General features: G+C 74.0%; 16 protein-coding genes. 11 read left to right on the forward strand and 5 right to left on the reverse strand.

The window, feature by feature from the left end:
- The first annotated feature begins 75 nt into the window (after positions 1 to 75).
- The 3 genes from ES689_RS09785 (at position 76) to ES689_RS09795 (ending at position 4,468) form a co-directional block, all read left to right on the forward strand.
- A complete protein-coding gene (locus ES689_RS09785; protein WP_146903471.1) occupies positions 76 to 2,286 on the forward strand; it encodes an NADP-dependent isocitrate dehydrogenase in 2,211 nt (736 codons plus the stop codon).
- 212 nt (positions 2,287 to 2,498) lie between these two features.
- Positions 2,499 to 3,716 carry a Gfo/Idh/MocA family protein gene (locus ES689_RS09790; RefSeq protein ID WP_146903474.1) on the forward strand — a complete coding sequence of 406 codons (1,218 nt, stop codon included), beginning with the start codon at positions 2,499 to 2,501 and terminating at the stop codon, positions 3,714 to 3,716.
- Positions 3,713 to 4,468 (forward strand): ThuA domain-containing protein, encoded by a 756-nt coding sequence (locus ES689_RS09795; RefSeq protein WP_146903477.1) that lies wholly within the window; start codon positions 3,713 to 3,715, stop codon positions 4,466 to 4,468. Before ES689_RS09790 ends, ES689_RS09795 begins: the two co-directional genes overlap by 4 nt.
- A gap of 36 nt (positions 4,469 to 4,504) precedes the next feature.
- On the opposite strand, the gene ES689_RS09800 is transcribed toward ES689_RS09795, so the two are convergent.
- On the reverse strand, positions 4,505 to 5,041 hold the full coding sequence (locus ES689_RS09800; RefSeq protein ID WP_146903480.1) for a GNAT family N-acetyltransferase: 537 nt from the start codon (positions 5,039 to 5,041) through the stop codon (positions 4,505 to 4,507).
- A 226-nt stretch (positions 5,042 to 5,267) separates the two neighbouring features.
- Here ES689_RS09800 and glsA point away from each other — a divergent pair, with 226 nt between their 5' ends.
- On the forward strand, positions 5,268 to 6,266 hold the full coding sequence (gene glsA, locus ES689_RS09805) for a glutaminase A (protein WP_223269504.1): 999 nt from the start codon (positions 5,268 to 5,270) through the stop codon (positions 6,264 to 6,266).
- A gap of 67 nt (positions 6,267 to 6,333) precedes the next feature.
- Positions 6,334 to 6,906 carry a YdeI family protein gene (locus tag ES689_RS09810; RefSeq protein WP_146903484.1) on the forward strand — a complete coding sequence of 191 codons (573 nt, stop codon included), beginning with the start codon at positions 6,334 to 6,336 and terminating at the stop codon, positions 6,904 to 6,906.
- A 598-nt stretch (positions 6,907 to 7,504) separates the two neighbouring features.
- On the opposite strand, the gene ES689_RS09820 is transcribed toward ES689_RS09810, so the two are convergent.
- Together ES689_RS09820 and ES689_RS16055 are read right to left on the reverse strand one after the other, a co-directional pair.
- Positions 7,505 to 8,134 carry a class F sortase gene (locus ES689_RS09820; protein ID WP_223269505.1) on the reverse strand — a complete coding sequence of 210 codons (630 nt, stop codon included), beginning with the start codon at positions 8,132 to 8,134 and terminating at the stop codon, positions 7,505 to 7,507.
- Between the two features lie 80 nt (positions 8,135 to 8,214).
- A complete protein-coding gene (locus tag ES689_RS16055; RefSeq protein ID WP_305038353.1) occupies positions 8,215 to 8,958 on the reverse strand; it encodes a CHRD domain-containing protein in 744 nt (247 codons plus the stop codon).
- A gap of 210 nt (positions 8,959 to 9,168) precedes the next feature.
- Here ES689_RS16055 and ES689_RS09830 point away from each other — a divergent pair, with 210 nt between their 5' ends.
- From ES689_RS09830 to ES689_RS09845, 4 genes are all read left to right on the forward strand, one after another.
- Positions 9,169 to 10,365: an FAD-binding domain-containing protein gene (locus tag ES689_RS09830; protein ID WP_146903496.1), complete on the forward strand. Its 1,197-nt coding sequence runs from the start codon at positions 9,169 to 9,171 to the stop codon at positions 10,363 to 10,365.
- Between the two features lie 134 nt (positions 10,366 to 10,499).
- Positions 10,500 to 11,081, forward strand: coding sequence for a sigma-70 family RNA polymerase sigma factor (locus ES689_RS09835; RefSeq protein WP_146903499.1), 582 nt, complete (start codon positions 10,500 to 10,502; stop codon positions 11,079 to 11,081).
- Positions 11,078 to 11,950 carry a hypothetical protein gene (locus tag ES689_RS09840; RefSeq protein ID WP_146903502.1) on the forward strand — a complete coding sequence of 291 codons (873 nt, stop codon included), beginning with the start codon at positions 11,078 to 11,080 and terminating at the stop codon, positions 11,948 to 11,950. The genes ES689_RS09835 and ES689_RS09840 overlap by 4 nt, the downstream gene beginning before the upstream one ends.
- Before the next feature lie 167 nt (positions 11,951 to 12,117).
- Positions 12,118 to 13,161 carry a diacylglycerol kinase family protein gene (locus tag ES689_RS09845; RefSeq protein ID WP_223269506.1) on the forward strand — a complete coding sequence of 348 codons (1,044 nt, stop codon included), beginning with the start codon at positions 12,118 to 12,120 and terminating at the stop codon, positions 13,159 to 13,161.
- A 25-nt stretch (positions 13,162 to 13,186) separates the two neighbouring features.
- Here the strand turns inward: ES689_RS09845 and ES689_RS09850 are convergent, their stop codons facing one another.
- Complete coding sequence (locus tag ES689_RS09850) at positions 13,187 to 14,224, reverse strand: Gfo/Idh/MocA family protein (RefSeq protein WP_146903505.1); 1,038 nt, start codon at positions 14,222 to 14,224, stop codon at positions 13,187 to 13,189.
- Positions 14,221 to 15,558, reverse strand: coding sequence for an ROK family transcriptional regulator (locus ES689_RS09855; protein ID WP_146903508.1), 1,338 nt, complete (start codon positions 15,556 to 15,558; stop codon positions 14,221 to 14,223). The genes ES689_RS09850 and ES689_RS09855 overlap by 4 nt, the downstream gene beginning before the upstream one ends.
- A gap of 91 nt (positions 15,559 to 15,649) precedes the next feature.
- Here ES689_RS09855 and ES689_RS09860 point away from each other — a divergent pair, with 91 nt between their 5' ends.
- Both ES689_RS09860 and ES689_RS09865 read left to right on the forward strand, forming a co-directional pair.
- Entirely contained in the window at positions 15,650 to 18,208 is a 2,559-nt protein-coding gene (locus ES689_RS09860) for a glycoside hydrolase family 2 protein (protein WP_146903511.1), read from the forward strand.
- An 89-nt stretch (positions 18,209 to 18,297) separates the two neighbouring features.
- Positions 18,298 to 19,176 (forward strand): LacI family DNA-binding transcriptional regulator, encoded by an 879-nt coding sequence (locus ES689_RS09865; RefSeq protein ID WP_146903514.1) that lies wholly within the window; start codon positions 18,298 to 18,300, stop codon positions 19,174 to 19,176.
- Positions 19,177 to 19,188 lie beyond the last annotated feature (12 nt).

Raw genomic sequence — 19,188 nt, forward strand, 5'->3', positions numbered from 1 at the left:
TGATGTCGAGAGACCCCCGCCGAGTACCGTGGGGGCGACCGCACGCACGCGCGACACCAGAGGAGCACCTGCCGCATGGCCACGATCATCTACACGCTCACCGACGAGGCGCCGATGCTGGCGACCTACTCGTTCCTGCCCATCGTCCAGGCGTACGCCCGCACCGCGGGGGTCGACGTCGAGACCCGCGACATCTCGCTGGCCGGACGCATCATCAGCCAGTTCCCGGAGCGGCTCACCGACGAGCAGCGACAGGGCGACGCGCTCGCCGAGCTGGGGGCCCTGGCGAAGACGCCTGAGGCCAACATCATCAAGCTGCCGAACATCTCCGCGTCGATGCCGCAGCTGAAGGCCGCCGTCCGCGAGCTGCAGGGGCAGGGCTACGACCTGCCCGAGTACCCGGACTCGCCCTCGACCGACGAGGAGCGCGACGTCAAGGCCCGCTACGACAAGGTCAAGGGCAGCGCCGTGAACCCGGTGCTCCGCGAGGGCAACAGCGACCGCCGTGCGCCGCTCTCCGTCAAGAACTACGCACGCAAGCACCCGCACCGCATGGGCGCCTGGACGGGAGACTCGAAGACGAACGTCGCCACCATGGGCGCCGACGACTTCCGCTCGAACGAGAAGACCGTCGTGATCCCCGGCGACGACGTGCTGCGCATCGAGCACGTGGGCACCGACGGCACGACGACCGTGCTGCGCGAGTCGATCCCCGTGCTCGCCGGCGAGGTCGTCGACGGCACGGTGCTGCACGTCGCGGCGCTGCACGAGTTCCTCGCCGCGCAGATCGCCCGTGCCGAGGCCGAGGGCGTGCTGTTCTCGGTGCACCTCAAGGCCACGATGATGAAGATCAGCGACCCGATCCTCTTCGGGCACGTGATCCGTGCCTTCTTCCCGCAGGTGTTCGAGAAGTACGGCGACGACCTGCGCGCCGCCGGGCTCGACCCGGCCAACGGCCTGAACGGGATCCTGCAGGGGCTCGCCTCGCTGCCGAACGGCGACGAGATCCGTGCCGCCTTCGACCAGGGGATCGCCGACGGGCCCGACCTCGCCATGGTCGACTCCGACAAGGGCACGACGAACCTGCACGTGCCGTCCGACGTGATCGTCGACGCCTCGATGCCCGCGATGATCCGCACCTCGGGCCACATGTGGGGCCCCGACGGAGAAGAGCACGACACGCTCGCGGTCATCCCCGACTCGAGCTACGCCGGCATCTACCAGGCCGTGCTCGACGACTGCCGCGCGAACGGCGCCTTCGACCCCGCGACGATGGGCTCCGTGCCGAACGTCGGGCTCATGGCCCAGGCCGCCGAGGAGTACGGCTCGCACGACAAGACCTTCGAGATCCCCGCCGACGGCAGCGTGCGCGTGCTGAACCAGGCCGGCGACGTCCTGATCGAGCACGAGGTCGCGACCGGCGACATCTGGCGCGCCTGCCAGACCAAGGACGTCCCGATCCGCGACTGGGTCAAGCTCGCCGTCACCCGGGCCCGCGCGAGCGGCACGCCCGCCGTCTTCTGGCTCGACGAGACCCGCGCCCACGACGCGACCCTGATCGGGCTCGTGCGCGGCTACCTCGCCGAGCACGACACCGACGGCCTGCAGATCGAGATCATGTCGCCCGTCGACGCCATGGCGTTCTCGCTCGAGCGGATCCGTCGCGGCGAGGACACGATCTCCGTCACGGGCAACGTGCTGCGCGACTACCTGACCGACCTGTTCCCGATCATGGAGCTCGGCACCTCGGCCAAGATGCTCTCGGTCGTGCCCCTGATCAACGGCGGCGGCCTGTTCGAGACCGGTGCCGGCGGCTCGGCGCCGAAGCACGTGCAGCAGCTCGTCGACCAGGACTACCTGCGGTGGGACAGCCTCGGCGAGTTCCTCGCGCTGGCCGTCAGCTTCGAGCACCTCGCGGTCTCGACCGGCAACGCCCGGGCCCAGGTGCTGGCCGACACGCTGGACCGCGCGACGGGCACGTTCCTCGACGAGAACAAGTCGCCCGGCCGCAAGCTCGGGTCGATCGACAACCGCGGCAGCCACTTCTTCCTGGCGAAGTACTGGGCCGACGAGCTCGCCGCGCAGGCCGACGACGCCGAGCTGGCAGCGGCGTTCGCGTCGCTCGCGGCGACCCTCGGCGGGCAGGAGGAGACGATCGTCTCCGAGCTGATCGCGCCGCAGGGCAACGCCGTCGAGATCGGCGGGTACTACCACCCGGACGCGGCCGCGACCGAGGCCGTGATGCGGCCGTCGGCGACGCTGAACGCGGCGCTCGCGACGCTGTAGCCGCGCGCGGCCGCGGCTCGCCCGCACATGCCGACCGTGAGGGTCCGACACGCCACGTGATGACGAACGTGAGCGGCGTGTCGACCCTCGCCGGTCGGCATTTGCGGTCCCAGGGGCTGTGTACGGTGGAGGGGATGGCGCTGCGTCGCGTCCGTCGGACGGCCGCCGGACCAGCACGCACCGCGAGCAGCGCCGCACGACGAGAGGGAACGATGACGTCCGACCAGACCCGCCCGACCGACCCTGCCGAGCTGCGCGTGGGCGTGATCGGCCTCGGCTTCGCCGGCTCCACGCACCTCGAGGCGTTCTCGTCGCTGCCGGGCGCCCGCGTCGTCGCCCTCGCCGGCCAGGAGGAGGCGCGCCTGCACGAGCTCGGCAGCGCCCACGGCGTCGAGCGACTCGTCGCCGACTGGGAGGACGTCGTCGCCATGGACGACCTCGACGTCATCTCGATCGGCGTGCCCAACGCGCTGCACCACCCGATCGCGATGGCGGCCCTGCGCAGCGGCAAGCACGTCTTCTGCGAGAAGCCCCTCGCGACCACCGGCGACCTCGCCGCCGAGATGGTCCGTGCGGCGCGTGACGCCGACCGCGTGCTCGAGGTCGCGTACAACCACCGTCGCCGCGCCGACGTCGCGTTCCTCGCCGACTGGCTCGCCGACGAGCCGATCGGCGACGTGTACCACGCCCGCGCGAGCTGGATGCGGCGGGCCGGCGTCCCCGGCATGGGCTCGTGGTTCACGAACAAGCAGGCCTCCGGCGGCGGCCCGATGATCGACCTCGGCTCGCACGTGCTCGACATCGCCCTGCACCTGCTCGGCGAGCCCAGGGTGACGAGCGTGTCCGCCGTCGCCTACGGGGTGCTCGGCGCCGCCGGTCGCGGCGGTCGCGTCTACGGCGTCTCGTCGGCGCCGACCGGCTCGGCCTTCGACGTCGAGGACTTCTCGAGCGCCCTGCTCCGCCTCGACGACGGCGGCAGCCTCCAGCTGCAGGCGTCGTGGGCCTCGTACTCGAAGGTGCACGAGGACATCGAGGTCGAGCTGCTCGGCGCGACCGGGGGCGCCCGCCTGCACGTGGACGACTACGCGACCGACGGCACGCTCACCCTCTACTCCGACGTGCTCGGGCAGCCCGCCGAGACCCGGCCCGCCGTGCACGTGCCGGCCGGGCACCACCGCACCGTGATCGAGGGGTTCATCGCCTCGGTTCGGTCGGGCGCGTCGGCCCAGCCGGGCGGGCAGCCCGCAGGAGGCGCGGTGCCGGCGGGCGGCGAGGCCCGCTACCAGGGCCGGTACGGCGAGTACGCGCTGCACCGCAGCCGCGTCGTCGACGCGATCTACGCCTCGGCAGAGCAGGGGCGCGAGGTCGAGGTGCCGCAGGACGACGTCGACGCGGGCGTGCGCGCCGGCTCCGAGGGAGGCGTCCGATGAGCGACGTCACGACCGGCCGGACGCAGGTCGTCGTCTGGAACGAGAACGTCCACGAGACCCGTGGCGACGAGACGGTCGCCCGGAACTATCCGCACGGCATCCACGGCGCCGTCGCCGACGGCCTCGTCGAGCTGCTCGGCGACGAGGTCGACGTCTCGACGGCCACCCTCGCCGATCCCGAGCACGGCCTCACGGAGGAGCGCCTCGCCGCCACCGACGTCCTGCTCTGGTGGGGGCACATCGCCCACGAGCAGGTCGCCGACGAGGTCGTAGAGCGCGTCGTGCGGCACGTGCAGGCGGGCATGGGGCTGATCGTGCTGCACAGCGGGCACTACTCGAAGCCCTTCACGCGCCTCCTCGGCACCACCTGCTCGCTGCGCTGGCGCAACGAGGCGGAGCGCGAGCTCGTCTGGACCGTGGCGCCGACGCACCCGATCGCGGAGGGCGTGCCCGACCCGCTCGTCATCCCCGAGCAGGAGACGTACGGCGAGTTCTTCGACATCCCGACGCCGGACGAGCTGATCTTCCTGTCGACGTTCACGGGCGGCGAGGTGTTCCGCTCGGGAGCGACCTGGCGGCGCGGGCTCGGCAAGCTGTTCTACTTCTCGCCCGGCGACCAGGAGTACCCGGTGTACCACCAGCCCGAGATCCGGCGGGTGCTGGCGAACGGGGTGCGCTGGGCCCGGCCGACGCAGGCGCGGCGCGACCTGACCGCGGACATGCACCCGCGCGGCTGGTTCGAGCAGCGCTGAGCCGCCCGGCGCTGAGCCGGGGCGGCCGGCTCCGGCTCAGTCGCGCTCGGCGAGCGACCGGCCGAGCGAGACCGTCTCGGGCTCGTCCGCGTAGTGCCCGTAGGCGGGGATCGGCGCGTAGCCGACCGACTCGTAGAGCCGGATCGCCTCGGCGTGCACCGTGTTCGTCTCGATCACCATGTCGACGACGCCGGCCTCGCGCGCGGACTGCTCGAGCCAGCCCAGCACGAGCCGGGAGAGCCCGCGCCCCCGCTGGTCGGGCCGCACGAACATGCGCTTGAGCTCGGCGCGACCGTCGGGCAGGAGGCGCCAGGCGCCCATCGCGACCGGCGCCGGCGTCGGTGCCTCGACCGCCGTTCCGGCCGCCCTGCCGCCCTTCGTGCCGCCCGCCGTGTCGTACGCGACGGCGAACGTGCCGCGCGGCAGCACGAACTCGGAGCGGTCGATCGGGCTGTCGTCACGTCCGCCGTACAGCTCGACGTAGAGCTGCTGCAGCCCCTCGACGAGCTGCTGGACGTCAGGGTGGTCGTACGGCAGGGCGCGGATCTCGACGGCGTCGTGCGGGGTGGTCACCCGTCCAGTCTGGCCGACCGGGCTCGGACTCGTCGGGTGAGTCCGGACGGCCCGGCAGCGGAGAGCGAGAGTGATCCGCCGTTTCTCGTCGCACTTCACCGGTCGCACCGGCCGACGACCGACGGATCACGCGCAAATTCGAGAAGGAGGCGGGGGAGAGGGACGCAGGGGAGGAGGCCTGGAGTCCGCCTGGGCCGGACCGGAGGAGGCGCGGGAGGATGGGGACGTGACCGACCCCGATGACTCGACCCGCGCCTCCTCGACCCCTCGTCAGCGCGACGACCTGCGCGACGGGCAGCGCGACGACCTGCACGAGCGGCTGGCCGCCCTGCTCGACGGCGTCCGCGACCTCGACGGCGGCGAGGTCGACGACAGCGTGCCGCAGCTCGCCGAGGCGGACCCGGGCTGGCTGGGCGTCGCGATCGCACGCCCCGACGGCACCGTCGTCTCGGCGGGCGACGCCCGACAGGCGTTCTCGATCCAGTCGGCGGTCAAGCCGTTCCTGTTCGCCCTGGCGCTCGCCGACACCGACGGCGCGGCCATCGACGCCGTGGGCATCGAGCCGACCGGTGAGGCCTTCGACGCGATCAAGCTGGAGGGCGGCACGGGGCGCCCGCCGAACCCGATGGTCAACGCGGGTGCCCTGCTGACCGCCGCCCTCGTCGACGGCGGCGACGCGGACGGACGTGCCGAGCGGACCCTCCGCGGCCTCGGTGCCTTCGCGGGCCGCGAGCTCGAGGTCGACGGCGACGTGGCCGGCTCCGAGATGCTGCTCGGCGACCGGAACCACGCCCTCGCCCACCTGATGCGCTCGGAGGGCACCCTGCACGTCGGGGCCGACGACGCGGTCTCGGCCTACGCCCGGGCCTGCGCCGTGCTCGTCGACGCCGAGGCGCTCGCGGTCATGGGCGCGACGCTCGCGCTCGGCGGACGGAACCCGGTGACCGGCGAGCAGGTCGTCTCCGCGGCGATCGCCCGCGACGTCGTGTCGGTGATGGCGACGTGCGGCGTCTACGACGGCTCCGGGCGGTGGATGCGCCAGGTCGGCGTGCCCGCCAAGTCGAGCGTCTCGGGCGCGCTGGTCCTCTCGTCCCCGGGACGTCTCGGCGCCGCGTCGTACAGCCCGCCGCTCGACGAGCTCGGCACGAGTGTCCGGGGCGCCGTGCTCATGGAGCGGCTGAGCGGCGAGCTGGGCCTGCACTCGTTCGACACCGAGCGCCGCTGACCCGGCGCCGCTGACCCGGCGCCGCTGTCCGGCCCGCGCTGTCGGGGGCCGGCGCTACCCTCGCCCCATGGTCAGCGTCGCCGACAAGCCCGTGCTCGAGCTCACCGTCGAGCAGTGGCGCGCCTGGCTCGCCGCCACCGACGACGTCGTCGGCGTGCGGCTGAAGCTCCGCAAGAAGACGAGCAGCGCACCCGGCATGACCTGGTCCGAGGCGCTCGACGTCGCGCTGTGCCACGGCTGGATCGACGGGCAGGGCGCACGTCTCGACGACGACTACATGCTCACCGCGTTCCAGCCCAGGCGACGGAACAGCCCCTGGTCACAGGTCAACCGCGAGCACGTCGCCCGTCTCGTCGAGGAGGGGCGGATGCAGCCGGCAGGGCTCGCCGAGGTGGAGCGCGCGAAGGCCGACGGCCGATGGGACGCCGCGTACCGGCAGCGCGACGCGGTGGCCCCCGACGACCTCCAGGCCGCCCTCGACGCCGACCCGGCCGCCGCCGCGTTCTTCGCCGGACTCACGAAGACCGAGCGGTTCCGCGTGTTCTTCCGGCTCGCGTCGATCAAGACGCCCGCGGTGCGGGCGGCCCGGGTCCGCGACGTCGTGGAGAAGGCGGCACGGGGAGAGCAGCACTACCGCTGACCGGGCCGTCGCCCCGGCCCTCCGGCGTCGCCGAAGGCACGTGTCCTTTGCCGAGGGCGGGTCATCCGGGCCGAGGGCGGGTCCGTGCCGACCCGCCCTCGGCCCGGAACACCCGCCCTCGACGGAACTGCCTCCGGCACCTGTCTGCGCGTCCGTGCGGGTGTGGGTGTGGGTGTGGGTGTGGGTGTGGGTGTGGGTGTGGGTGTGGGTGTGGGTGTGACGCACGTTCTCGCGCTCTCGGCTCTCGTCTCTCCTCATTCAGGAATGCGAGTCCTGATTCCCGGAGGCTCAGGCGTCAGAGTCCTGACTGGTGCACGATTCAGGAGCCCATGACCGCGGCATCCTGAATTGCGGAAGGCGTGTCTCGGTCGGTCAGACCTCCTCGCCGTCCGTCGGCGAGTCGGACCAGCTCGGCGCGCGACGTTCCCGTGCCCTCCGGCCGAGGGCGGGTCATCCGGGTCGAGGGCGGGTCCGCGCCGACGCGCCCTCGACCCGGATCACCCGCCCTCGACGGAGTTCGCGGCGCGAGTTCGAGCGGCGCAACGCGTGCGGGGGTGCGGGAGTGCCGGCGCAGCGCGCACGCGGCAACGAGGAAGGCTCAGGCGGCGGGCGACGCGAAGACGACGCGGTTCTGGTCGTAGTGGCCCGAGCCAGGGTCGAACACGCCGCCGCAGGTGATCAGCCGCAGCTGGTCGGCGGGCTGGGCGCCGAAGACCCGGGCGGTGGGGAACTCCGCCTTGGGCACGTCGACGACCTCGTCCACGACGTACCGCACGGCTGTGCCCTCGACGGTCGTCACGGTCACCTCGTCACCGGCCACGAGCTCCGACAGCCGGAAGAACACGGCGGGCCCCGACGTCGAGTCGACGTGGGCGGCGATGACGGTCGGGCCACGCCCTCCGGGACGCCCGCCTCCCGTGAACCAGCCGACCTCGTCCGCGTCGACGGGCACCTCCATGGCGCCGGTCGGGGCGATCCCGAGGCCGATCAGCGGCTCGTCCAGCTCGATGGCGGGCACGGCGACGCGGGCCGGCTCGGCGCCGACCTCCACGGCGGGCGCGGGTGCCGGTGCAGCAGGCGACGGCGCCGCAGGAGGTGCGGGTGAGGAGGGCGCACCGGTCGCCTCGGCTCGCGGAGAGCCCGACGGCGCCGGCTCGGCTGCGCCCGTGGCGCATCCCGTCAGGGCGACCACGGCGGCGAGGCCGAGGCCGAGCGCGACCCCGCGCACGCCCAGGCCTCTGCCGAGGCGCGCCGGACGGGCGCCTCCCCGAGGGGAGCCGCCCGTCCGGCGCGCGCCGACCCGAGGGGTCATGCCCGTGCGGCAGCCCGACGACGCAGCACCAGGCCGGTCGCCCCGACGAGCACGAGCCCGCCGACCGCGGCTGCGCCCACGAGCGCTCCGCTGTCCGTGCCCGCCGACGCCGACGTGCCGGCGGCGACCGCGGAGGACGCTCCGCCGGCGCCGGTGTCGACTCCGCCGACCGGCACCTGGGTCAGCTGGCCGCGGACGACGCCCGCGGCGAAGGACGCCGTGTGCGAGTCGCCGGTGAAGCCTGCCGGGTTCGCCTCGATCTGCGCGAGCGTGAAGCCGGTGCCCGTGTCGGCGCCCGCGTCGTTGGTGACGCCGGTGGTGAAGGGGCCCTGCAGGCAGCCGCTGGCCTCGCGCACGCCGTCGCCGTCCGCGTCGGTCGGGTTCGGGAACGAGATGCGCGGCGGGCCGGGCTGGCCGGCCGCGGCCTGGTGGATGTGCGTCGCCGTCTTCGCCGGGCTCTGGTAGTCGCCGGTGACGCCGGTCAGGGTGATGTCGTAGCAGATCACCTCGGTGTCCGAGTTGATCCGGAAGTCGAAGGTGCCGGTGGCCCCTGGCTCGCCGGCGACGGCCACGCCGTCGTTGTTGATGACCTGGTCGGGCGTCGCCATGACGGTGAACGCGCTGGTGAACGAGCTGGGCTCGGGCACGGTGGTCTCGGCCGCGGCGGGCGCGGCCACGATCAGGGTGGCGGCGGCGGCTGCCGCGCCTCCGATGGTCAGGTGTCGGACGGAACGCTTCATCGTCATGCTTCCTCTGCCTCTCGTGGACGCCGGCCCGTCGGGGGCGGCGCGTCACGCCGCCCGGTCGGACGACGCCTGTCACGAGGGCCTACGACGACGACCCGTCCGGCGTTCACCGACGACACGAGAAAGTCCGGACGAGGCCACGGCCGAGCACGACGAGACGGTCGTGGTCAGCGTCCGCCACACCGCGAGTCGCATGATGGGCGGGTGTTCATCCCCACCAGGGCCGCCGGCCTCGACGCGCTCGACGACTTCGTCCCCCGTGCCGGCGGCGCCTACGCCCGCGATCGGAACCACGACCTCGGGCCGTCGCGGAGCAACGTCTCCGGGCTGTCCCCGTACCTTCGCCACCGCCTCCTGACGGAGCAGGAGGTGGTCGCGGCGGTCCTCGAGGACCACACGCCGGGAGCAGCCGAGAAGTTCGTGCAGGAGGTGTTCTGGCGCACCTACTGGAAGGGCTGGCTGGAGCAGAACGAGGAGGTGTGGCGTCGGTACCGGCTCGAGGTCCGCGACCTGCTCGCGGGCGAGCTGCCGGACGGGTACGAGGCCGCGGTCGCGGGGCGGACGGGCATCGACGCGATGGACGCCTGGGTGCGCGAGCTGGTCGACACCGGGTACCTGCACAACCACACGCGGATGTGGTTCGCGAGCATCTGGGTCTTCACGCTCGGCCTGCCCTGGCAGCTGGGCGCCGACTTCTTCTACCGGCACCTGCTCGACGGCGACGCCGCCTCGAACACCTTGTCGTGGAGGTGGGTCGCCGGCCTGCAGACGAAGGGCAAGACGTACCTGGCCACCGCCTCCAACATCTCGCGCTTCACCGACGGGCGTTTCTCGCCGGGCGGCCTCGCCGACACGGCTCGCGCCCTCGACGAGGAGCCGCTGCCGCCCCGGACCCCCCTCGAGCCGGACGACGTCGTCGGCTCCGTCGGAGACAGGGCCGGGCTGCTGCTGCACGAGGAGGACCTCGAGGCGCGGAGCCTGCTCGCCGAGCGCCCCGGCCTCCTCGGCGAGGTGGCGGCCACGGCGGTGCACGGGGACCCGGGGCAGCGTTCTCCTGACGGTGCCTCCTCCGTCGTCGAGGCCTTCACGTCGGGCGCGCTCGCGGACGCCGCCGAGCGGACCCGGGACGCGAGCGGGCGGGCAGCTCAGACGCTGGCCGACGCAGAGCCGGGCTGCGTCGTCGGCTGGGCGCTGTCCGAGGAGCTCGACACGGTCGTCGTCCCGTACGCCCCCGTCGGCCCGGTCCACGAGCGGCTCGCGCAGCTCCGTCCCGCGCTCGGCGCCGAGGGGATCTCCCTGGTCACCGTGCGTCGGCGCTGGGACGCCGTCGCGTGGCCGCACGCCTCACGAGGGTTCTTCCCGTTCCGCGAGAAGATCCCGGGCCTCGTCCGTCAGCTCTGACCTGCCGCCAGCTCTGACGCGCCGCCAGCTCTGACGCGCCTCGTCGGTGAACGCGCAGGTCCTCCCCGCCGTAGTCCCCCTCGAGAGCACCCGGCGACCCGCCGGGTGCAGCCCCGTAGGCTGAGAGGTGCTGGATGTCGCTCGTCTTGACGCGTCCCGTCACGCAGGAGGGGAGCACGGTGGACCAGTCGACGCCCGGCTCCTCGCCGCCGGCCCCTCCCACGACCGGCCTCGACGTGTCCGCGGCCTTCGCGGAGCACGGCTCTGCCCTCCTCGGCTTCGCGGTGAACGCCCTCCGGGACCGCGCCCTCGCCGAGGACTGCGTGCAGGAGACGTTCCTCCGCGCCTGGCGGGCCCGCGCCTCCTTCGACCCGGCCCGCGGCGGCGAGCGCACCTGGCTGTTCGCGATCGAGCGACGCGTGGTGCTCGACGTGCACCGAGCCCGGCAGCGCACGCCGGTGCTGGTGCCCGACGAGCACGCGCCCGAGCAGGCGGCCCCGGCGGCCGACCCGCTCGAGCGGCTCGGCATCGTCGAGGGGCTCGCGAGGCTCAGCGACGAGCACCGCGAGGTCGTCGTCGCCGTCCACCTGACCGGGCTCAGCTACCAGGAGTTCTCCGACGTGTCGGGCGTCCCGGTCGCCACCCTCCGCACGCGCTGCTTCTACGCGCTGCGTGCCCTCCGCAGCCACCTCGACGACGGGGAGAACCGCTCGTGACCGACCCCACGTCCGACCCTGCCGCCGGTGCCGACGACGCTGCCGGCGCCGCCGACCGCCGCGCCGAGCTGATCGCCGCCGCCCTCGCCTCCGACCTGTCGGGCGACGAGGCCGTCGAGCTCGACGCGCTGCGCGTCGTCGACCCGACGGTCGACGACGAGATCGCCTCCCTCGGCGGGGTCGTGGCCCGGCTCGAGCCCGTGGGCGCCTGGCAGGACGCCCCGGCCGACACCGCGCTGCTCGACCGGGTCGAGTCGGCTGTCGCCCGGGACGGGGCGGTCGACGCCGCGGAGCGAGCTGAGCCGGCCGCCGCTGCCCGGCGAGCCGAGCAGGCCGACCCCTCAGGCCGAGCCGAGGAGGCGGCGGTCGCGCCGGGCGCCCCGGCTCCGCGCCCCGGGGACGCGTCGGCCCCGGTGGTCCCCCTGCGTCCCCGCCGCTCGCGGCGTCTGGCGCTCACCGTGCTCGGAGCAGCCGCGTGCGTCGCGGTGGGCGTCGGCGGCGGCGTGCTCGCCGCGACGCCCCGCGACGCCCACGTCGCCGGTCCGCCCGGCACCCTCGGCGCCGTCGAGCCCGTGGCGTTCGGCGGCGAGCCCTCGGGGGTCGCCGTCGACGGCGACCTGGTCGCGCACACCTGGGGCACCGAGACCGTGCTCACGGTCGACGGCCTCCCGACCGGGGAGGCGTTCTCGGTCGTCGTCGTCGACGACACCGGCGCCGAGCACGAGTCGGGGGCTTTCCTCGGCACGGACGTGACGATCGACTGCCGGATGAACGCGGCGGTGCTGCGCGAGCACGTCGTCTCCGTCGAGGTGCGCGGGGCCGACGGGGCGGAGATCGCGACCGCCTCGGTGCCCTCCGTCGACGCCTGACCCGCGCCTCCTGCTCTCCTCATTCAGGAACGCGAGTCCTGAGTCTGCGCTGCGCAGGACTCGCGGTCCTGAATCGTGCACGATCCAGGAGGCCGGCATCGCGAGTTCCTGAGTCGTGGAGTCCACCCGCCCGGCCCGCCGCGCCGTCGCGGTGGCATCATCGACGGGTGACCACTGACACCGACCCGACGCCCCCCGTGACGTCCGGAGCCGACGCCGCGACCGCCTCCTCGACCGACTCCACGGCGTCCCAGGCCACACGTGTCGCCGCGGTCGTCTACAACCCGATCAAGGTCGACCTCGACGCGGTGAAGGCCTCCGTCGCCCGTGCCGAGGGCGCCGCCGGCTGGGGCACGACCCTCTGGTTCGAGACGAGCGAGGACGACGCCGGCCAGGGCCCCGCCCGCGAGGCCCTCGAGGCCGGGGCGACGATGGTCATCGCGGCCGGCGGCGACGGCACGGTCCGTGCGGTGGCCGAGGCCGTGCACGCCTCCGACGCCTCGCTCGCCCTGCTGCCGAGCGGCACGGGCAACCTGCTCGCCCGCAACCTCAAGCTCACCCTCGAGGACCTCGACAACTCGCTCGAGACGGCGTTCTCGGGCGAGGACCGCGACATCGACCTCGGCATGCTCGAGATCCGTCGTGAGGACGGCTCCTCGAGCGAGCACGTCTACGTCGTGATGACCGGCCTCGGCATCGACGCGAAGATGCTCGCGAACACCGACGACGACCTCAAGGCGAAGGTCGGCTGGCTCGCCTACGTCAAGGCGCTGGTCGCGACGCTCCGCGACGAGAACCAGCTCGTGTTCCGGTACAAGATCGACGGCGGCAAGCAACGGGACATGCACGCGCACACGATCATCGTCGGCAACTGCGGCGCCCTGCCCGCGAACATCGTGCTGCTGCCCGACGCGGCGATCGACGACGGGCTCTTCGACATCCTGCTGCTGCGCCCGAAGGGCGTCCGCGGTTGGGCCCACATCCTGTTCAAGGTGTTCTGGGAGAACGGCGTCGTGCGCCGCCTGCCCTTCGCCGACAAGCTGCCGGGCACCGAGAACGAGGCGCTGCGCTACGTCAAGGCGAAGCAGATCGAGGTCGAGCTGAAGGCGCCCGAGGACATCGAGGTCGACGGCGACGGCTTCGGCGTCGCCACCGGCTTCCGCACCTGGATCGAGCCCGGCGGGCTGACCGTGCGGGTGCCCCGCTCCTAGGGGCAGGAGGCGCCGGCGAGCGGCCTCAGAGCACCGTCAAGGAGGCGCGGGTCGTCTCGAGCACGGCCGTCACCGACCGTGCGTCGGCGAGCGAGTGCAGCGGCGAGTCCGTGCGGCCCTCGGCGACGAACGCGGCCAGGGCCGCGGCCTCGTAGGCGAGTCCGTCCCGGCCCCGCAGCACCGACGGGTCCCGCCACGTCGCCGTGCCGGCGGCGGTGGACACCTCGAAGGAGGCGGGGAAGACCAGGTGCTCGAGCATCCGCACCGTGCCGGTCGAGCCGCTGATCGTGCCGAGGCCCGGCGACGTCGTGAGCAGGCTGGTCACCGCGGCGCCGACGCGGCCCTCGGCGGTGCGGAGCGCGATCGCGGCCTCGAGGTCGACGCCGTCCGCGCGGGTCGTGCCCGTCGCCCGGACGTCGACCGGCCGGCCGATCGCGAACTGCGCGAACCAGACGGCGTAGACGCCGATGTCGAGCAGGGCCCCGCCCCCGAGCGCGGGGTCTGCCATGCGCCCGCCCGACGACAGGTCGTTCGCCCAGGCGACGTCGGCCGTCGCGAGCCGGACGTCGCCGATCGCGCCGTCGGCGAGCAGCCGGGCGAGCACGGTGCTGTGCGGCACGTAGCGCGTCCACATCGCCTCCATGACGAACACGCCGGCCGCGCGGGCGGCGGCGATCAGCCGGTCCGCCTCCTCCGTGGTCGTCGCGAACGGCTTCTCGACCAGCACGTGCTTGCCTGCGGCGATCGCGAGCAGCGCGTCGGGCACGTGGCTGGTGTGGGGCGTGGCGACGTAGACGACGTCGACCTCGGCCAGGGCGACCAGCGCCTCCTGCCCCTCGACCGCCGCGGCGACGCCGTGGGACGCGGCGAAGCGCTCGGCCTTGTCGAGCGTGCGCGACGAGACGGCCACGACCCGCTGGTCGGTGTGCGCGTGCAGGGCGTCGGTGAAGTCGCCTGCGATCTCGCCGGTGCCGACCACGCCCCAGCGGAGGGCAGGACCGCCGCGCAGCGGGGTCGCGGTCGACTCGGGGAAGGCGAAGGGGGACGAGGACGGGCTGGTCATGGTGCCTCCGAGGTGGTCGGTGCAGGGGGAACGGACGGTGCGGCGGGAGCGGACGGGCTGGCAGGCGCGGACGGGCTGGCGGGCGCGGACGGGCTGGCCGGGGCGGACGGGCTGGCCGGGGCGGACGCTCCGCCGGCCGGGCGGGACGCGATCTCCCGCTGCAGCACGAGCGCGGCCCCGCCGACGGCCGCGGCGTCGGCGACGTACGCCGACAGCTCCACCCTCACGCCGTGGGCTGCCTGGGCGAAGAAGTCCTCGTCGACCCGGCGCCGGACCGCCTCGAGGTAGAGCGCCCCCGCGATGGCCAGGTTCGGCCCGGCGAGAACGATCGAGTCGAGGTCGAGCACGTTGGCGATCGAGACGACGGCGGCCGCCAGGTGCTCGGCCGAGTCGCGGATCAGCTCGAGGGCGAGCGGGTCGCCGTGCACGGCCGCCGTGGCGACGACGCTGAAGTCGGCGTAGGGGTCGGTCAGCCCGGTGAGCGCGAAGCCCGCCTCGCGCCCGGCAGCCACGGCGGCCCGCGCCCTGAGCGCGACGCCGACCGGCCCGGCGAGCTTCTCGACCGTCGTGTTCGCCAGGAACGGCCCGGGCGCCCGGCTCATCACCTGGCCGAGCTCGCCGGCGTTCGAGCTGGCCCCGCGGAACACCACCCCGTCGAGGACGATGCCCGCGCCGATGCCCGCTCCGTAGTAGACGGTGCAGTGCGCGGCCGAGTCGGCGACGGAGCCGCCCCAGAACTCGCCGATGGCGGCCGCCGTGGCGTCGTTGTCGAGGACGACGGGCAGGCCGGTCGCGTGGTGGACCGCGCTCACCAGCGGGAACCCTGCCCACGCCTCCAACGGGGGAGCGCCGTGGATGCTGCCGTGGTCGAGGTCGATGGGCCCCGGGGTGACGAGGCCGAGACCCGCGACGCGCGCGGCGGGGACGCCCAGCCCGCCGAGGAAGTCGGCGACCACGGCGGCGATGCGGGCGACCGCCGCGTCGGGCGCCTCGCCGTAGACGCCGTGCGTGCGGAGGCGCCCGACCATCGCCCCGCCGAGGTCCGTGAGCACCACGGTGACCGCGTCGGCGCCGAGCTGCACGCCGAGCGCGAAGCGGGCGAGGGGATCGATGCTGAGCAGGGTGCGCGGCTTGCCCCCGGTCGACTCGCGGCGGCCCGCCTCGACGACCAGCCCGTCGACCATGAGCTGCCGCACGACGTTCGACATCGTGGCCTGCGTCAGGCCGGTGCGCTCCGCGAGCTCGACCCGGCTGATCGGCCCCTGCGAGCGGATCAGGTCGAAGGCGAGCCCGCGGCTCGTCGGGGCGCTCGAGAGCAGGCGCGGGTTGACCATGTGGTACCTCCACCCCGTAGTCTAGGGTCCAGGCGGCTTACTTAGGCCGCTTGACGAAGGGGTCGGAGACTCCTGAACGCAAAGGGACACCATGGCCTTCTCCCCCCTGCACGACGACTGGACCGTCGAGGCCGTGAGCGGCCCGGTGCCGGAGGGCGTCGTCGGCCGACGCGTCCCCGCGACCGTGCCCGGCCAGGTGCACACCGACCTGCTCTCCGCGGGCCTGATCATCGACCCGTTCGACGGCGACGCCGAGTCGGCCCAACAGTGGATCGGCGACACCTCGTGGCGCTTCTCGACCACGTTCAGCTGGCACGACGACGGGTCCGTGCGGCACGACCTCGTCGCGCTCGGCCTCGACACGGTCGCGACGATCGAGCTCAACGGGCGTGTCGTCGCCCGGACCGAGAACCAGCACCGCAGCTACCGGGTCGACGTGAGGGAGGCGCTGGTCGAGGGCGAGAACGCGCTCACCGTGACCTTCGCGGCGCCCGTCGCCGAGGCCGAGGCCCGGGCCGAGCGCCACGGCGCCCTGCCCCACGTCAACCACCACCCCTTCAACATGCTGCGCAAGCAGGCGAGCTCGTTCGGCTGGGACTGGGGCGTCGACGTCGCCGGCGCCGGCATCTGGCGCGCGATCGGGCTCGACGCGTGGTCGGGCGTGCGGATCGCCTCGGTGCGGCCGCTGGTCGGCGTGGATCAGGACACGGACCAGGGCACGGACGCGGCGACCGGCACGCTCGACGTCCGCGTCGCGCTCGAGTGGGACGGCGTGACGACTGCCGACCAGCGCGTCGCCGTCGAGGTGACCTCGCCCGAGGGCGACCGCGTGGCCGACGCGAGCGTCGAGGTCACGACCGGCACGGCGGACGCCGCGCTCGAGCTCGTCGTCCCCGACGCGCGGCTCTGGTGGCCCCTCGGCCACGGCGACCAGCCGCTGTACGCCGTCTCCGTGACGGCGGCGCCCGCGGGCGACGGCGAAGGAGGCGGTGCGCCCGACGCGACGACCGCCTCCTGGGCCTCGAGGGTCGGCTTCCGCACCGTGCGCGTCGACACGACGCCCGACGCCGACGGCACCCCCTTCGTGGTGCTCGTGAACGAGCGCGTCGTGCAGGTGCGCGGGGCGAACTGGATCCCCGACCACGCGTTCGTCACCGAGATCGACCGCGACCGCTACCGGCGCCGCGTGGCCGACGCGACCGAGGCGAACATGAACCTGCTGCGCGTGTGGGGCGGCGGCATCTACGAGTCCGACGACTTCTACGACGCCTGCGACGAGGCCGGCGTGCTGGTCTGGCAGGACTTCCTGTTCGCCTGCGCCGCCTATGCCGAGGAGGACTGGCTGGCCGTCGAGGTCGAGGCCGAGGCGCGCGAGGCGATCACCCGGCTCAGCCCGCACCCCTCGCTGATCATCTGGAACGGGAACAACGAGAACATCTGGGGCTTCGTGGACTGGGGCTGGAAGGCCGAGCTGCAGGGACGCACCTGGGGCGAGGGGTACTACCGCGAGCTGCTGCCGCGCCTCGTCGCCGAGCTCGACGGCACCCGGGCGTACTCGCCGGGCAGCCCGTTCTCGTTCGGCGACCCGGTCCAGTCGTACGACGACGTGCACCCGAACGACCACCGCCACGGCACCATGCACATCTGGGACGTCTGGAACCAGCGCGACTACACGGCCTACCGCGACTACCCGGCCCGGTTCGTCTCGGAGTTCGGGTTCCAGGGGCCGCCCGCCTGGTCGACGCTCGTCGGCTCGGTGCACGACGAGCCGATGGACCCGTACGGCCACCAGATGCTCGTGCACCAGAAGGCGGACGAGGGCAACCTGAAGCTCGAGCGCGGCATGCGGGGCCACCTGCCCGCCTCGGCCACGATCGAGGACTGGCACTGGGCAACGCAGCTGAACCAGGCCGCCGCGATCCGCTTCGGGATCGAGCACTTCCGGTCGCTGGCGCCCCTGAACACGGGCACGATCGTCTGGCAGCTGAACGACGACTGGCCCGTCACCTCGTGGGCCGCCGTCGACTTCGCCGAGCACCGAAAGCCGCTCTGGTTCGCCCTGCGGGACTGCTACGCGCCGCGCCTCGCGACGATCCAGCCGCGCGGCGACTCGCTCGCGCTGGTGCTGCTCAACGACGTCGACGACGCGTGGGCGGGCGACGTCGTGCTGCGCCGCACGACGTTCGCGGGCGAGGTGCTCGACGAGGTCGTCCTTCCAGGGGTCGTCGACGCCCGGGGCAGCGCCGAGCTGGTCGTGCCGCCGGCCCTCGTCGACGCGCTCGACCCTGCCGCCGAGCTGCTCGTCGCCCTGCTGCCCGGCTTCGGCTCCGGCCGTGCGCTCTGGGACGCGGCCGAGGTCGTCGACCAGCGCCTCGACCCGGACCCCGTCACGACCGAGGTCGTCCGCGACGGCGACGCGTGGGTCGTCACCGTCACGGCGCGCAGCTACGCCCGCGACGTGACGCTGCTCGTCGACGTCGTCGACCCGGGGGCGACGGTCGACCGCGGGCTCGTCACGCTGCTCACGGGGGAGTCGGCGGCGTTCCGCGTCACGGTCGTCGACGGCGCCGACGCTGTCGACGGGGCCGCCTTCGCGGGCAGCGGAGTGCTCCGCCACGCGAACGGGCTGCTGCAGGCGGTGGCGCCCTGAGCGGGCTCCTGACCCGCCCCGTCACGCAGGAGGCGCCTCCTCGGCGCCCGGGGTCGGCCCCCGTCCCGGCGGTGCGCGATACTGCAGGGGTGTCCCCGCCCGTGGGCGCCGGCACGGCCGGCGCGCCTCCCTCCCTCCCGGCCATCGGCTTCGTGCAGCGCCGGGCGCCCTTCAGCCTCGGGATCGACCCGTTCAAGACGGCGTTCCTCGCGGGCATGGAGGCGGCGGCGACACGGGCCGGGGCCACGGTGCTGCTGCAGCTGGTCGCCGACCACCACGACGAACTCGCCTGCTTCCGGCGCTGGGCGGAGCAGGGCTGGGTCCGCGGCGTCGTGCTCGCCGACCTCGTCGACGACGACCCGCGACTGCCGGCACTCGCCGCCCTCGGGCTGCCCACGGTCGTCCTCGGCCAGGAGCCGCAGGGCGGCGGCGTCTCGACCGTCGAGGTTGACGACCGGGGCGCCATGCGCCAGGCGGTCGCCCACCTCGTCGGCCTCGGCCACTCGGTGATCGGGCGGGTCAGCGGGCCCGTCGAGCTCGGCCACACCCGGGCGCGCTCGGAGGCCTTCGACCTCACCGCCGGACGAGGAGGCGCCAACGGCCTGGTGCTGCCGGGCGACTACTCGGAGGCGAGCGGCCGGGAACAGACGCGGCTGCTGCTCCGTGGGCCGCTGCGGCCCACGGCGATCGTGTACGACAACGACGCGATGGCGGTCGGCGGCCTGGCGGCCGCTGCCGACCTCGGCATCTCGGTGCCGGACGACCTCTCGCTGCTCGCGTGGGACGACTCGCCGCTCTGCCAGCTCACGACGCCCCCGCTCTCCGTCGTCAGCCGCGACGTCCCGTCGCTCGGCGAGTCGGCGACGCGCACCGTGCTCGCGATGCTCGGCGGGCGGCCCGCGATGCTGGTCCGCGCCCCCGACAGCGAGATCGTCGTCCGCGGCACCACCGCCCCGCCCCGCCCCTGACCTGCCCGCCCC

The sequence above is a fragment of the Frigoribacterium sp. ACAM 257 genome, assembly GCF_007954365.1.
Classification (GTDB): domain Bacteria; phylum Actinomycetota; class Actinomycetes; order Actinomycetales; family Microbacteriaceae; genus Frigoribacterium.